The organism is Marinobacter shengliensis, from assembly GCF_003007715.1.
In the GTDB taxonomy this organism is placed as follows: Bacteria; Pseudomonadota; Gammaproteobacteria; order Pseudomonadales; family Oleiphilaceae; genus Marinobacter; species Marinobacter shengliensis.
Map to the genome: position 1 here is coordinate 406,733 of NZ_PXNO01000023.1, position 13,315 is coordinate 420,047.

A 13,315-nucleotide genomic window follows, 5' to 3' on the forward strand; every position below is an offset into this window, starting at 1 on the left:
GGCCGGCTTTTTTAGATCGGAGGTGGTCAGTCCTTGAGCTGGTCTCGAATCAACTTCTTGTTGATTTTGCCAACACTGGTCTTGGGGATATCCTCCACGAAATCAATTTGCTCCGGGATTGCCCATTTGTTGATCTCGCCGCTCTCCACGAACTGTTTCAGGTGGCTCTGGATGTCCTCGACGCCGGCCTGCTCACCGGGTTTGAGTGTCACCAGGGCATGCGGCCGCTCGCCCCATTTCTCATCGGGCACGCCAACCACAGCGGCACCCGCAACGGCCGGGTGCTGGCTGATCAGGTTCTCAAGGTCCAGAGAGGAAAGCCACTCGCCACCGGTCTTGATGACATCCTTGATGCGATCCTTGATGGTCAGCGTGTTGTCTGGCTCCATACTCGCCACGTCACCGGTGTGCAACCAGCCGCCTTCCCAGAGTTCCTCGCCCTTGTCAGCCTGCTTGAAATAGCTCTGGGTCAGCCACGGTGCCCGGGCAACCACTTCGCCCTTGGCTTCGCCATCGTGGGCAACCGGGTTGCCATCCGGGTCGACAATATCCAGGTCAACCAACGGTACGGCAATGCCGGTTTTCACCCGGATAGCCGTTTGCTGCTCAAGCGGTAGCTCCAGATCTTCCGGCTTCATGTGGGTGGCGCTCAGCAGCGGGCAGGTTTCCGACATGCCGTAGCCGGTGAACATCTTGATGCCCAGTTTGGCGCCAGCGTCACACAGGCCTTTGGTCAGGGCGCTGCCGCCAATGAGTACATGCCAGTTGCTGAGGTCGGCCGTTTTGATGGACTCGGTGGCCATCATCATCTGCATAATGGTGGGCACGCAGTGCGAGAAAGACACTTTGTGCGTTTTCAGCAGGTCAACCAACAGTTCTGGCTCGTAGCGGCCCGGGTAAACCTGCTTGATGCCCATCATCGTGGCTGCGTAGGGCACACCCCAGGCGTGAACATGGAACATGGGGGTGACCGGCATATACACGGAGGATGAACGCAGCAGCGGCATTTCATCGAAGTGAGCGATGGTGCCGGTCATGGCCAGTGTGTGCAGTACCAACTGCCGGTGGCTGAAATACACGCCTTTGGGGTTGCCGGTGGTGCCCGTGGTGTAGAACGTGGTGGCCACGCTGTTTTCGTCAAAGTCCGGGAAATCGAACTGATTGTCGGCTTTGGCCAGCAAGGCCTCGTATTCGCCGTGGGTATCGACAGACGTTGCTTTGGCACCGTCACTGTCGGTCAGTTGAATCCAGGTTTTGACGGTTTTGATTTCGTCTTTGACGCCTTCGATGATCGGCATAAAGTCGTCATGTACCAGCACCACATCGTCTTCCGCGTGGTTCATGGTGTAAACAATCTGTTCCGGTGACAGGCGCACATTAACCGTGTGCAGAATGGCACCGATCATCGGAATCGCGAAGAAACATTCCAGGTACCGTGGGGTATCCCAGTCCATGACGGCAACGGTGTCGCCGGGCTTTACGCCCGCGTCTGTCAGGGCGTTGGCGAGTTTGTGGATGCGCTCTACCAGGTTGGTATAGGTGTATTTGCTGCGGTTGGCGTAAACGATTTCCTGGTCCGGGTTATAGCGGGGGCCAGACAGCAGAAGCCGTTTGATCAGAAGGGGGTACTGATAAGCGTTGTCGGCCGCGGGGAGAATGCGGGTTTGTGCCATGGTCTACACCTCTTCGACGTCTTGTTGGATGGTTGTTCTTGTTTGTTCAGTCTTCGTCATCCTCGCTGCGCTTTTCGTGCTTGGGCGGGATCACGCTTTCCGGAGCGGGTTCAAAGCCGCTGTACAGCTTGTGGGTTTTGTCGTCGTAGTTATCTTTGAGTTCATCCTTCACTGTGCCTTCCCAAAGTGGTGTGCCCAGGAAGTAGCCTGCCCGGCCAATCACATGGGCGGCAATCGGCGCGGTGATCAGGATAAAAATCACAATCGCGAACGCCCGTGTAAACACCACCACATCCGCGAAATACACCGCCACACCGGCCATGGTCATCATGGCACCCATGGCACCGGCCTTTGTCGACGCGTGCATTCGGGTGGGCAGGTCCGGAAGCCGGAGGATGCCCACAGAAGCCAGAATCATGAAGCTGGCACCCGTCAGGAGCAATATGGCAACTATCAGTTCACTCACTTTTGGGTCCTCCTCGCTCCAGGAACCGGGCAAAACCAACGGCCGTCAGGAACGCTGTCAGGGCAATAACAATGGCAACATCCAGAAGGCTGGGCACGCCGGTATCGATGGCGTGCACCCCTACGTAACCGACCACGATAGAGGCGATCAGTTCCAGAGAAACCACCCTGTCGGGCAATGATGGCCCTTTAATCAACCGGATAAACCCGAACAGAAGGGCCACCGACAGCATGAAATAGACAATATTGATAACAACATCCAGCACGTTTGGGCTCCTCAGCGCATGATCTTGAGAATCCGGAACTCAAGTTCCTTGAGATCCTTGCGCAACTGCTCCTCATCCTGCAGGAACATGGCGTGAATATAGAGCACTCGCCGATCATCGGAGACGTCCAGGCTCAGGGTGCCGGGGGTCAGCGAGATAAAACTGCTCAGGAACATGATTTCCGCGTCGGTGTGTGCTTCCATCTCAAAGGCAATAACGCCGGGCTTCATGTACCAGACGGGGGTGGCTACGTCGTACGCCACCCGGAAGTTGGCCTTGACCAGCTCCTTGATGAAAAACAGGGAAAAGGAAATCAGTCTCGGTAGTCGCCGGGAATAACCCTTCAGCGCGGGTACATGCTTCTGCAGCACCATTAACGCCAGGTAACCGAAGAACAGGCCCGCAAACAGATTCCAGGCGGTGAACGAACCGCTCAGGGCTACCCAGGCCAGTGCCAGGCAAACGTTCCAGAAAAATCCGATCATGGCTGATCACCTCCCAACACCGCTTCGATGTAGAGCTGCGGGTTCATCAGCTGCTCGGCAGACATCTCTGCCAGCTCATAGATTGGCTGGCCATACAGGCCGATAATCAGGGTGCAGATGGCCAGGCCAACCATTGGCAGATAGTAGGCCCAAGCGTGTTTTTCGTTCAGATTGCCCTTGAGCTCTTCGGTATTCCTGACGTGGTCTGGTACCTTCTTCCAGAACACCTCCGCCCAGATCTTGATCATTGAGTAGAGCGTCAACAGGCCAACCAGCAGGGCCACAAAGGTGACCAGGTAGGCTTCTGCCTCCAGTGCGGCGCGAATCACCACAAACTTGGCAAAGAAACCTGACAGCGGTGGAATGCCCGCCAGAGAGAGGGCCGGGATCAGGAACAGCACCGCTAGCAGCGGGCGGTACTTGTAAACACCGCCCAGGTCTTTCAGTTCATAGCTGCCCAGCAGGCGATAGGTAAAGCCGCTGACCAGGAACAGGTTCGTCTTCACGATGATGTGGTGCATGATGTAGAACACACCGCCGATGATGGCCAGCGGGGTGAACAAGGCCAGGCCAAGCATCATGTAGCCAATCTGGCTGACGATGTGGAACGACAGGATGCGTCGGAATTCGAACTGTGCTGCCGCGCCCAGAACACCGGTCAGCATGGTCAGGGTGGCGGCCCAAAGCAGGATGTTGTGGGTGTAATCGACGTCCTGGGTGAATACCAGAGTGAACATCCTGAACAGGGCATACACGCCCACCTTGGTGAGCAGGCCGGCAAACAGCGCTGAAACCGCTACCTGGGGTGTGTGGTAAGACGCTGGCAGCCAGAAAAACAGCGGGAACGCCGCCGCTTTTACGCCAAACGACACCATGAACATCATGGCAACCACCGTTAGCATGCCGGTGTCTTCCACCTGTCCGATTTTCTGCGCGATGTCCGCCATGTTCAAGGTACCCACCATGCCGTAGAGCAGGCCGACCGCAGACAGGAAAATCGCAGACGAGAACAGGTTGAGGGTGACGTACTTGATGGCCCCTTCCATTTGCGCTCGCTCACCGCCAAGGGTCAGCAGGGCGAAGGAGGCCAGCAGCATGACCTCAAACCAGACAAACAGGTTAAAGATGTCGCCGGTCAGGAAAGAGCCAGCCACCCCGGCCAGCAACAGATGCATCAGCGGGTAGTAGCCGAACTTTTCATGGCCCCTGGGCGTTGACGCCAGCGAGTAGATGGCGATGGCGAGGCCGATAATCCCGGTCAGTACGATCATGATGGCAGCCAGAACATCGGCCACAAACACAATGCTGAACGGCGCCGGCCAGTTGCCCATTTCCATCGTGACAAAGCCCTGATCGGTGGTGGACATCAGAAGCCAGATGCCACTCCACAGCAACAGGATGTTGGCCAGCACACCCAGAATGCGCTGATAGCGAATCGACCGCCACAGTGCCAGCGACAGAGCGCCAGCCGTCAGGGGAATAAATACAGGAAGAATGATTTCCGGGCTCAAGTGTCCGTATCCTTCATCTGGTCCAGGTCATCGGTTCCAACCACTTCGTATGCTCGGCGGATAAGAACCACGGCGAAGGCCAACACACCAAAGGCAATCACGATTGCAGTCAGGATCAGGGCCTGGGGCAACGGGTCTGCAATCATGCCTGCCGGGGCGCTGGCGCCTTCCGCAATCAGCGGCGGCGCGCCACGGGTCATGCCGGACACAACAAAGATCAGCAGGTTGGCGGCATTACTGAGTATCATCAAACCGATAACCAGTTTGACGATGGACCGCCTGAGCATCATGTAAAAGGCCGCAGTGAACATGATGCCCACTACGTACGCCATCAGGCTCTCCATAGAGATCCTCCGGAATTCTGCTCTGGGAAAAAGATCATTCTTCGGACTCCATCAGGCCAACCACAAAGGTCATGATGGTGCCAAGAACGGCAAGATAGACGCCAATGTCAAAAATCAGCGGTGTGGACAGCTTCAGGTAGGCTTCACCGGGCAGCGGTAAGTCCCACCAGTGGGCTGTCAGCATGGGTTGGCCGGAGAAAAATGCTGGTAGTGTGGATGCCAGCCCCATCAGCAGGCCGGCGGCCAGCAGGTCTCTCGGGCCAACCCGAAGAAGCCGACGGGTGGCTTCCGCGCCAAAGGCAAAGGCATAGAGCACAAACGCGCCAGAGGCAACCAGCCCACCAATGAACCCGCCACCGGGCTCATCGTGACCACGGAAAAGCAGGAAAATCGAGAACATCAGTTGCAGCGGCATGATTAGCAAGGCCGCGGTATGCAGAATCATGGTGTTGGATTTCATGGCTTGTGCTGATCCTCCGCTTTCAGTTTCAGCATGGAGAACACGCCCAGGGCAGCCAGTGCCAGCACGAAGATCTCACCCAAGGTGTCCAGTGCCCGGAAGTCCACCAGAATTACGTTCACAATATTCCGGCCGTAGGCCAGGGGGGCACTGTTCTCAACGTAATAGGAGGAGATGGATTCGAAGTACTGAATGTCCAGCACCGCCAGAATCATCAGGGTGATAACAACGCCACCGAAGATTGCCACCGCCAGATCCCGATAACGCTGGAAAGGTGTAGACAGGTTGACGAACTCCGGAAGCTTGAACAGAACCAGAACCAGCAGGATCACTGTCAGGGTTTCCACCAGTAGCTGGGTGATGCCCAGGTCCGGTGCGCTGAACAGGATGAACGTGAGTGCTACGCCAAAGCCCAGAACCCCCATGGACGCCACGGAGCCCAGGCGGGAATGGGTGCCGCTGGCAAACGCCGCAGACGCGACCAGCAAGAGCGCAATGCCCCATTCATAAAAGTGGCTGTCGGCCAGGTTAAGTGTGAAATGCACGCCATACTGGTCCAGCATGGTGTAGCCCGCCAGACCAAAGGTAACGGCAACCATAACCAGCATGTAGATGCCCAGTACACCGTTCTGCAGCATCCGGGTCTGCCAACTTGCCACTACGGTAATCCATTCCATGAACTTGAAGTAGCCCGCCTCCGGGCCGACACGACCGCCTGCGTAGTTAATGGCGTATAGTGTTGGCTGAATGCGCGGCCAGGCCTTGAACAGCAACAGGCCAACGACCAGGCTGGCTGCAGAGAGCATCAGCGGTGCGTTAATGCCATGCCAGAGGGCCAGGTAGAAATCCACCGGGCTGCCATATACCGAGGCAACCGCAGCGGTCAGCAGGGCATTCTCCGGGATGAAGGGCAGCAGGCCGAAAACCAGTGCGATAATGGTCAGCACCGCTGGGCCGATGAGCATGCCAAACGGTGCCTCGTGAGGCGTTTTCGGCGTATCTCCCTTGGCGCCAAAGAAGGGTTTGATAGCAACCAGACCCGCTACGCCAACGATCAGCATGGCAGAGGCAACCGTCACGAAGAGCAGCACACCACTCCAGACCGGCGCGTCAATCAGCGCTTCGAGCATCAACTCTTTGGCAATAAAGCCGAACAGTGGAGGCAGGCCTGCGAGGGACAGGGCTGCGAAGGCGGCAATAGTCGCTGTCGCGGGCATGGATTTGCGCAAGCCACCCATCAGCGTGATGTCTTTGGTGCCGGTTTCATGATCCAGGGCACCGGCGAGCATGAACAGCGCGCCTTTATATAGGGAGTGGGCCACCAGGAAACAGATAAAGGCGGTCATGGCCAGTTCTGTGCCAACACCGATCAGCATGGTCAGGGTGCCAAGGGCCATCACGGTTGAATAGGCCAGAATCTTCTTGATGCCGGTACTGCCAAACGCGAGCCAGGCACCGGTAAACATGGTGGCAGCGCCGAAGCCCATCAGCATCAGGCTCCACAGCTCACCTTCACCCAGTGAGGGGTTCAGCCGGGCCATCAAATAAACGCCGGCCTTGACCATGGTGGCGGAGTGCAGGAAAGCGGAGACCGGAGTCGGCGCCGCCATGGCGTTTGGCAGCCAGAAATGGAAGGGCACCTGCGCCGACTTGGTAAAGGTGCCCGCGAGTATGCAAAGCACGGCACCCGTGTAGAAAACATGCTGATGCAGTGGCTCACTGGATGCCAGGATTTCCGCGAGGGAGTAGCTGCCAGTCATTATGGCCAGCATGATCAGCCCGGCCATCAGCGCCAGGCCGCCGGCCACTGTCACAAACAGACCCTGCAATGCACACTTTCGGGCATCCAGATCTTCGTGGTTGAAGCCAATCAGCATGTAAGACGTGATGCTGGTCAGCTCCCAGAACACAAACAAGGTAATCAGGTTGTCCGAGAGCACAAGCCCGAGCATCGATGCCATGAACGACAGCATGATCACATAGAAGCGGGCCAGATACTTGTGGCCGGCAAGGTAAGAACCGGCATAGATCAGAATAAACGTACCGATACCGCTGATCAGTAAGGCAAACGTCAGCGAGAGGCCATCAACAAGAAAGTTCAGGGAGATATCGAGGCCTGGCAGCCACTGATACTCCAGCAGCACCGGCCCATCCTGAACCTGAGAAAGAAAGGTGCTGAAGTAAACCGCAAGGCTTGCCGGCAAAAGTGCCAGCACCCACCCAATGTATTTGCCCGCAACCCGGTGTAGGAAAGGGGCGGCAATTGCCAGCAAAAAGCCGGATAACACAGCTAACAGCATGTGCGTCAAAGCTCCATTTGGGCACCGCGGCGATATGCCGACACCGGGGTGCAGGATATTCATTGATAGGGAATATCTATGGTTTAGCCCTTTATAGGTGCCAGAAAGACTATCTGACAGATTGATCAAAGGCAAGGTAAACCGTGCTCCGCAACCGGTGCCGTCTGACGGTAAATAAAGCAGAAGGTTCCCGCCGGGTAATACCTTGGTCGTAGAGGGTGTGCTAATCTCAGTCAGCGTTCATTCATCACACTCTGGCGACCTGTATCATGACTGCGAATTACCCTAACTTGCTGAAACCGCTCGACCTTGGCTTCACCGAGCTGAAGAATCGTGTGCTTATGGGTTCCATGCACACCGGGTTGGAAGACCGTTTCTGGAATATTCACAAGTTTGCCCGGTATTTTGCTGAACGCGCCGAGGGTGGCGTTGGCCTTATGGTAACGGGAGGCTTTTCGCCCAACCTGGTTGGCCAGCTGGCGCCGTTGGCATCAACGATGAATAACCGGGTAACAGCCTTGTTGCATCGCCATGTGACCGGTGCAGTGCACGAGGCGGGCGGGAAGATCTGCCTCCAGCTACTGCACGCTGGCCGGTATGGTTACCAGCCGCTGATTGTGTCTGCCTCGGCAACCAAGGCGCCGATCAGCCCGTTCAAGGCTCGGGCCCTGTCGACCAAGGGCGTTGAGCGGCAGATCAACGATTTCGTCAACGCCGCCAAGCTGGCCAAATTCGCCGGCTATGACGGCGTTGAAGTGATGGGCTCCGAAGGCTACTTCATCAACCAGTTCCTGTGCGAACGTACCAACAAGCGAACTGACAAGTGGGGCGGGCCCTACGAGAATCGCATGCGCCTGCCGGTGGAGATCGTGCGCCGCATGCGTGAGGCCGTAGGGCCGGAGTTCATCATCATCTACCGGTTGTCCATGCTGGACCTGGTGGAGGGCGGCCAGACCTGGGACCAGATCGTGACGCTGGGCAAAGCCATCGAACAGGCCGGTGCCACCATCATCAATACCGGCATTGGCTGGCACGAGGCCCGGGTTCCCACCATTGTCACTTCGGTGCCCCGCGGTGGCTTTGCCGATGTTACGGCCAAGTTCTACGGCGAGGTGGACATTCCGGTGTGCACCACCAACCGCATCAACACGCCGGAGAAAGGCGAAGAGATCCTTGCCGCCGGCAAGGCCGACATGGTGTCCATGGCTCGCCCGTTACTGGCCGACAGCGAGTTTGTCCGCAAGGCAGAGCAGGGGCGTAGCGATGAAATCAACACCTGTATCGCCTGCAACCAGGCCTGCCTGGACCATGTGTTCCAGGCCAAGCGCGCTTCATGCCTTGTTAATCCCCGGGCCTGTTACGAAACTGAACTGGTGCTTACCGTTGCCCCGGTGGTGAGGCGGGTGGCCGTGGTCGGTGCCGGGCCGGCGGGCCTGGCAGCGGCAACCACCGCCGCCAAACGCGGCCACAAGGTGACCCTGTTCGAAGCCGACAACAAAATTGGTGGCCAGTTTAATTACGCCAAGCGCATACCCGGCAAGGAAGAGTTTTACGAGACCCTGCGCTACTTCCAGCGCCAGATAGAGTTGCTGGAGATTGACCTTAAGCTTGAAACCCGTGTGGAGGCTTCAGACCTTGTTGAGCAGGGCTTTGACGATGTCGTCGTTGCCACCGGCGTAAAACCCCGGACACCAAAGATTGACGGCATCGACCATCCGAAAGTGCTGGGTTATCTCGACGTGCTTCGCCATAACAAACCGGTGGGCAAGACCGTTGCAGTGATCGGAGCTGGTGGCATCGGCTTTGATGTCAGCGAGTTCCTGACTCACGACTTTGGCAAACAGCCCGAGGGCGAGCAGGTGAGTGTGGCCGACTGGCAGGCCGAGTGGGGTGTGAACCCTGCGTTTGAGGGCCCCGGCGGCCTGGCGGAGCGGGAGGCAACCGCGTCTCCCCGCAAGATTTACCTGATGCAACGCAAAACAGGAAAAGTAGGCGCCGGCTTGGGTAAAACCTCAGGTTGGGTGCACCGCAGCAGCCTGAAGCACCGGGACGTGGAGATGCTCAGAGGATGCCGTTACGACCGCATTGATGACCAGGGGCTGCACATCACCCTGACAGACAAGGATGGCAAATCCGGAGAGAGCAAAGTGTTGCCGGTGGATAACGTGATCATCTGCGCGGGCCAGGAGTCCTATCGGGAGCTGTTTGATCAGCTTACGCAGGGGGGAGTCAAAGCGCACCTGATCGGCGGGGCTGATCTGGCGGAAGAACTGGATGCCAAGCGCGCCATCCGGCAGGGTACCGAAGTGGCTGCCTCTCTTTAGTCAGGCTGACAGGAAGCGTCAGCAGGTGACCATAAATGGCATTCGGTAGTCGTCTGGAGTAAAGAGGGCTACCGAATGGATTTCAGGGCGTTGGAGATGGCCTCTGCCTCGGCTTGCAGTACCTGGCAGCGAAGGCTGTTACCCTGCTGCAGGGCGTGCTCTACCTGCTTGCGCTTCATGTCGTAGAGACGGCTGAGAATATCGGCCTGGCTTTGCTTCAGTGACGTGTTCATGTGAACGACCTCCCCGCAGGGGTTGGCTATGTCAGAATTATTTACGTAAAACGGCAAAAAACCGCCTACTCACTTATTCTGATGCATAACCCGGGCCAGCCGAATACTACCAAAGACGCAATCCAACCCGGAATGCTCCGACTAACGGCTGAATTTTGCCCGATAGGCCCCCGGAGCAAGCCCTGTATGCTTGCGAAATAGCCGGCTGAACGAACTGACATCCTCATACCCCACGGCCCGGGTAATCGCCTCCAGTCCGAGACGTGAAGACTCCAACTGTCGACGAGCCTCCTCCACCCTGAGCAGTTGCAGATAGGTCGAGGGAGCATCCCCCGTCGCCTGCTGAAAGCGCCGTAACAGCGACCGCTCCGACATTCCCTCGGCATCGGCCAGAGCCGCCAAAGACACCGGCTCCCGAAAATGCGCCTCCAGCCAATCCTGTACCCGAAGCACTGCCAAATCAGAATGATACCGCTTGGCCTGCAACACACTGTAAGGCGCCTGGCTGGTACGCCCGGCATCAATCACAAACGCCTTCGCCAACTCCCGAGCTACCTGCGCTCCCGCCAGACGTTCCACCAGATACACCCCCAAATCCCACCAGGCCATACCGCCCCCGGCACAGGCGACAGGCCCGTCCACCGTCACCAGCTTCTCCGGGTGCAACTTCACCTCCGGAAACCGCCGCCGGAACTGATCCCCGAACCCCCAATGGGTCGTCGCCTCCCGACCATTCAGCAAGCCTGCGGCAGCCAACAAAAACGCCCCGGTACAATTACTCGCCACCCGAACCTGACCTTCTGGCACCGCCCGAAACTGCGTTAACCACTGAACCAGCGCCTGATTGCCCGCCAGAATTTCATCAATTGGTGCACCGATGGTCGGAATAATGAGCAAATCATCAACCCCAAAATCGTCCACCTCCTGCCAGGAGCCATCCGCCAGCAACGTCACTCCATTAATACACCGACAGGGCTCCCCGCTCTCCGTCAGCAACCGGGTGTTAAAGAGCGCGTGGGGTTGCTCTCCGTGAATCCGCGCCCAGGTAACCCCGGCAAGACGGAACAAATCGATGATCCCGGTGATGGCGCTTGCAAGCGCCCCGTTGAAGCCGATGATAGTGACGGTTTTCAATGGGACATTCCCTATTCGGTGAGTAGTGGAATCGTACAGACGGGCATGACGGCAGCCTCCCAGTCAGGCCACTGGCATGGGTACCCCCTTCCGGGAGTGTGCGCAGCAGGGAAGCTGCGCTCAAGCCCCCACGGACGGGTTCACGGCGTCTCCCGGAAGGGGGTACCCATGCCAGAGGCCGTCTCGCCATCTCCTGTCGGGCGTCAATCACCAGCAAAGGTTGGCGGTTTTAACCAAGAATAAGTCAGAAATGACAATTCCAACAACCGCAGAGACTGTGAGACGCTAGAGGCAATAAACAGGAGACCCAGAATGACCGACACCCTGATCGACCGCCGAGACCTGGCATTCCAGCTCTACGAAGTGATGAACACCGGAGCCCTCACCGAACGCGAGCGCTTCAGCGAACACAGCAAAGACACCTTCGATGCCGTCATCGAAACCGCCGACAAAATGGCGAAAGAAAAATTCGCCAATCACAACAGCGCCGCCGACAAAGACGAACCCAGATTCGTCAACGGCCAGGTGGAGATGCTGCCAGACGTCAAACAGGCCTTCGACGCCTACGCCGAAGCCGGCTTCCTCGCCGGCCGCTACGACTACGACCTTGGCGGCATGCAACTGCCGGAATCCGTCATGGCCGCCTGCAACGGCTTCTTCACTTCTGCCAACCCAGGTACCGCCGGCTACCCGTTCCTGACCACAGCCGCCGCCAACCTCATCCGCGTATTTGGCAACGACGAGCAGAAGGAAAAATTCCTGCCCAACATGCTCAGCGGCCGCTACAGCGGCACCATGGCCCTGACCGAGCCCCACGCCGGCTCCAGCCTGGCGGACATCCGCACCTCCGCCACACCCACCGACGATGGCCACTACCTGATTAAAGGCGCCAAGATCTACATCTCCGGCGGTGAACAGAGCATCACCGAAAACATCGTTCACATGGTGCTGGCGAAAATCAAAGGCGCCCCGGCCGGTGTGAAAGGCATCTCCCTGTTCATCGTCCCGAAATTCCGCGTCGACGAAAACGGCAACCCGGGCGAACGCAACGGTGTCAGCCTCGCCGGCCTGATTCACAAGCTGGGTTATCGCGGCACCACCAGCACCGCTCTCAGCTTCGGCGACGACGCCCCTTGCCACGGTTATCTGGTGGGCGAACCCCATCAGGGCCTGAAATACATGTTCCAGATGATGAACGAAGCCCGCATTGGCGTTGGCTTTGGCGCTGCCGTGATCGGCTACCGGGGTTACATGCACAGCCTGGAATACGCCAAAGATCGCCTACAGGGCCGCAAAGCCAGCGAAAAGAACCCCGAAAGCCCGCAGGTGCCCATCATCGACCACGCCGACGTACGCCGCATGCTGCTGGCCCAGAAAGCCTACAGCGAAGGCGGCCTGGCGCTGTGCCTGTATGGTGCTCGCCTGATGGACGACCAGCACACCCACCCGGATGAGCAGAAACGAATGGAAGCCGGCAAGCTGCTGGACCTGCTCACCCCGGTGATCAAAGCCTGGCCTTCTGAGTACGGCCCGAAGGCCAACGACCTGGCGATCCAGGTATACGGCGGCGCCGGCTACACCCGTGAATACCCGGTGGAACAATGCTGGCGCGACAACCGCCTGAACCCGATCCACGAAGGCACCAACGGCATCCAGGCCCTGGACCTGCTGGGCCGCAAGATCTGGCAAGACCAGAGTCACGGCCTGCAACTGCTGATGCAGGAAATGCAGACCGACCTGCAAGCGGCCACCACCGATCGTTGCCAGCAGTGGGCTTTGTCTTTGAGTGAGACGTTGCAGCAGGCGGTTAAAGTCACCCAGAGTCTGGGCAAATCCCTGATGGGTGGTGAGGTAGACAAAACCCTGGCCAACGCCAGCTGCTACCTGCACCTGTTCGGTCACATCATCGTCGCCTGGATGTGGTTGCGTCAGGCCAATGCGGCTGCCAACGCTCTGGCGTCTGCCAACAGCGACAGCGAACGCAACTTCTACCAGGGCAAACTCCAGGCCGCCCAGTACTTCTTCCACTGGGAATTGCCCACTGTGGCCCAGGACCTGGTGTTGCTGCGCAATCAGGATGATACGTGTCTGAATATGAAGGCCGACTGGTTCTAGTTCTG

General features: G+C 58.0%; 12 protein-coding genes. 2 read left to right on the forward strand and 10 right to left on the reverse strand.

The window, feature by feature from the left end; all coding sequences use genetic code 11:
* Window positions 1–26 precede the first annotated feature (26 nt).
* Genes C7H10_RS11195 through C7H10_RS11230 form a run of 8 tightly spaced genes read right to left on the reverse strand, consistent with a single transcriptional unit; the run spans window position 27 to window position 7,504 of the window.
* On the reverse strand, window positions 27–1,673 hold the full coding sequence (locus C7H10_RS11195; protein WP_106694939.1) for a fatty acid--CoA ligase: 1,647 nt from the start codon (window positions 1,671–1,673) through the stop codon (window positions 27–29).
* 46 nt (window positions 1,674–1,719) lie between these two features.
* Entirely contained in the window at window positions 1,720–2,139 is a 420-nt protein-coding gene (gene mnhG, locus C7H10_RS11200) for a monovalent cation/H(+) antiporter subunit G (RefSeq protein WP_072676620.1), read from the reverse strand.
* Window positions 2,132–2,404 carry an MrpF/PhaF family protein gene (locus C7H10_RS11205; RefSeq protein ID WP_058092151.1) on the reverse strand — a complete coding sequence of 91 codons (273 nt, stop codon included), beginning with the start codon at window positions 2,402–2,404 and terminating at the stop codon, window positions 2,132–2,134. Before C7H10_RS11205 ends, mnhG begins: the two co-directional genes overlap by 8 nt.
* An 11-nt stretch (window positions 2,405–2,415) precedes the next feature.
* Window positions 2,416–2,889 carry a Na+/H+ antiporter subunit E gene (locus C7H10_RS11210; RefSeq protein ID WP_061333096.1) on the reverse strand — a complete coding sequence of 158 codons (474 nt, stop codon included), beginning with the start codon at window positions 2,887–2,889 and terminating at the stop codon, window positions 2,416–2,418.
* The gene (locus C7H10_RS11215) at window positions 2,886–4,400 is read right to left on the reverse strand and encodes a Na+/H+ antiporter subunit D (RefSeq protein WP_106694940.1); all 1,515 of its coding nucleotides are present in this window, start codon (window positions 4,398–4,400) and stop codon (window positions 2,886–2,888) included. The genes C7H10_RS11210 and C7H10_RS11215 overlap by 4 nt, the downstream gene beginning before the upstream one ends.
* Entirely contained in the window at window positions 4,397–4,744 is a 348-nt protein-coding gene (locus tag C7H10_RS11220) for a Na+/H+ antiporter subunit C (protein ID WP_058092148.1), read from the reverse strand. Before C7H10_RS11220 ends, C7H10_RS11215 begins: the two co-directional genes overlap by 4 nt.
* A 34-nt stretch (window positions 4,745–4,778) precedes the next feature.
* Window positions 4,779–5,204 (reverse strand): Na+/H+ antiporter subunit B, encoded by a 426-nt coding sequence (locus C7H10_RS11225; protein ID WP_061333098.1) that lies wholly within the window; start codon window positions 5,202–5,204, stop codon window positions 4,779–4,781.
* Window positions 5,201–7,504 (reverse strand): putative monovalent cation/H+ antiporter subunit A, encoded by a 2,304-nt coding sequence (locus C7H10_RS11230; protein ID WP_061333099.1) that lies wholly within the window; start codon window positions 7,502–7,504, stop codon window positions 5,201–5,203. The genes C7H10_RS11225 and C7H10_RS11230 overlap by 4 nt, the downstream gene beginning before the upstream one ends.
* A gap of 269 nt (window positions 7,505–7,773) precedes the next feature.
* Here C7H10_RS11230 and C7H10_RS11235 point away from each other — a divergent pair, with 269 nt between their 5' ends.
* Window positions 7,774–9,828 carry an NADPH-dependent 2,4-dienoyl-CoA reductase gene (locus C7H10_RS11235; protein ID WP_106694941.1) on the forward strand — a complete coding sequence of 685 codons (2,055 nt, stop codon included), beginning with the start codon at window positions 7,774–7,776 and terminating at the stop codon, window positions 9,826–9,828.
* A gap of 68 nt (window positions 9,829–9,896) precedes the next feature.
* Here C7H10_RS11235 and C7H10_RS19215 read toward each other — a convergent pair whose 3' ends face one another.
* Together C7H10_RS19215 and C7H10_RS11240 are read right to left on the reverse strand one after the other, a co-directional pair.
* The gene (locus tag C7H10_RS19215) at window positions 9,897–10,061 is read right to left on the reverse strand and encodes a hypothetical protein (RefSeq protein ID WP_167392899.1); all 165 of its coding nucleotides are present in this window, start codon (window positions 10,059–10,061) and stop codon (window positions 9,897–9,899) included.
* A 141-nt stretch (window positions 10,062–10,202) separates the two neighbouring features.
* Window positions 10,203–11,195: a GlxA family transcriptional regulator gene (locus C7H10_RS11240; protein ID WP_106694942.1), complete on the reverse strand. Its 993-nt coding sequence runs from the start codon at window positions 11,193–11,195 to the stop codon at window positions 10,203–10,205.
* Window positions 11,196–11,507: 312 nt separating this feature from the next.
* On the opposite strand from C7H10_RS11240, the gene C7H10_RS11245 reads away from it, so the two are divergent.
* A complete protein-coding gene (locus tag C7H10_RS11245) occupies window positions 11,508–13,310 on the forward strand; it encodes an acyl-CoA dehydrogenase (protein ID WP_106694943.1) in 1,803 nt (600 codons plus the stop codon).
* Window positions 13,311–13,315: the final 5 nt, after the last annotated feature.

What these genes read in the sequence shown, in the direction of transcription:
- C7H10_RS11195 (WP_106694939.1), bottom strand. Translation starts at nt 1,673, where the DNA reads ATGGCACAAACCCGCATTCTCCCCGCGGCCGACAACGCTTATCAGTAC.
- C7H10_RS11210 (WP_061333096.1), bottom strand. Translation starts at nt 2,889, where the DNA reads ATGATCGGATTTTTCTGGAACGTTTGCCTGGCACTGGCCTGGGTAGCC.
- C7H10_RS11220 (WP_058092148.1), bottom strand. Translation starts at nt 4,744, where the DNA reads ATGGAGAGCCTGATGGCGTACGTAGTGGGCATCATGTTCACTGCGGCC.
- C7H10_RS11225 (WP_061333098.1), bottom strand. Translation starts at nt 5,204, where the DNA reads ATGAAATCCAACACCATGATTCTGCATACCGCGGCCTTGCTAATCATG.
- C7H10_RS11230 (WP_061333099.1), bottom strand. Translation starts at nt 7,504, where the DNA reads ATGCTGTTAGCTGTGTTATCCGGCTTTTTGCTGGCAATTGCCGCCCCT.
- C7H10_RS11235 (WP_106694941.1), top strand. Translation starts at nt 7,774, where the DNA reads ATGACTGCGAATTACCCTAACTTGCTGAAACCGCTCGACCTTGGCTTC.
- C7H10_RS19215 (WP_167392899.1), bottom strand. Translation starts at nt 10,061, where the DNA reads ATGAACACGTCACTGAAGCAAAGCCAGGCCGATATTCTCAGCCGTCTC.
- C7H10_RS11245 (WP_106694943.1), top strand. Translation starts at nt 11,508, where the DNA reads ATGACCGACACCCTGATCGACCGCCGAGACCTGGCATTCCAGCTCTAC.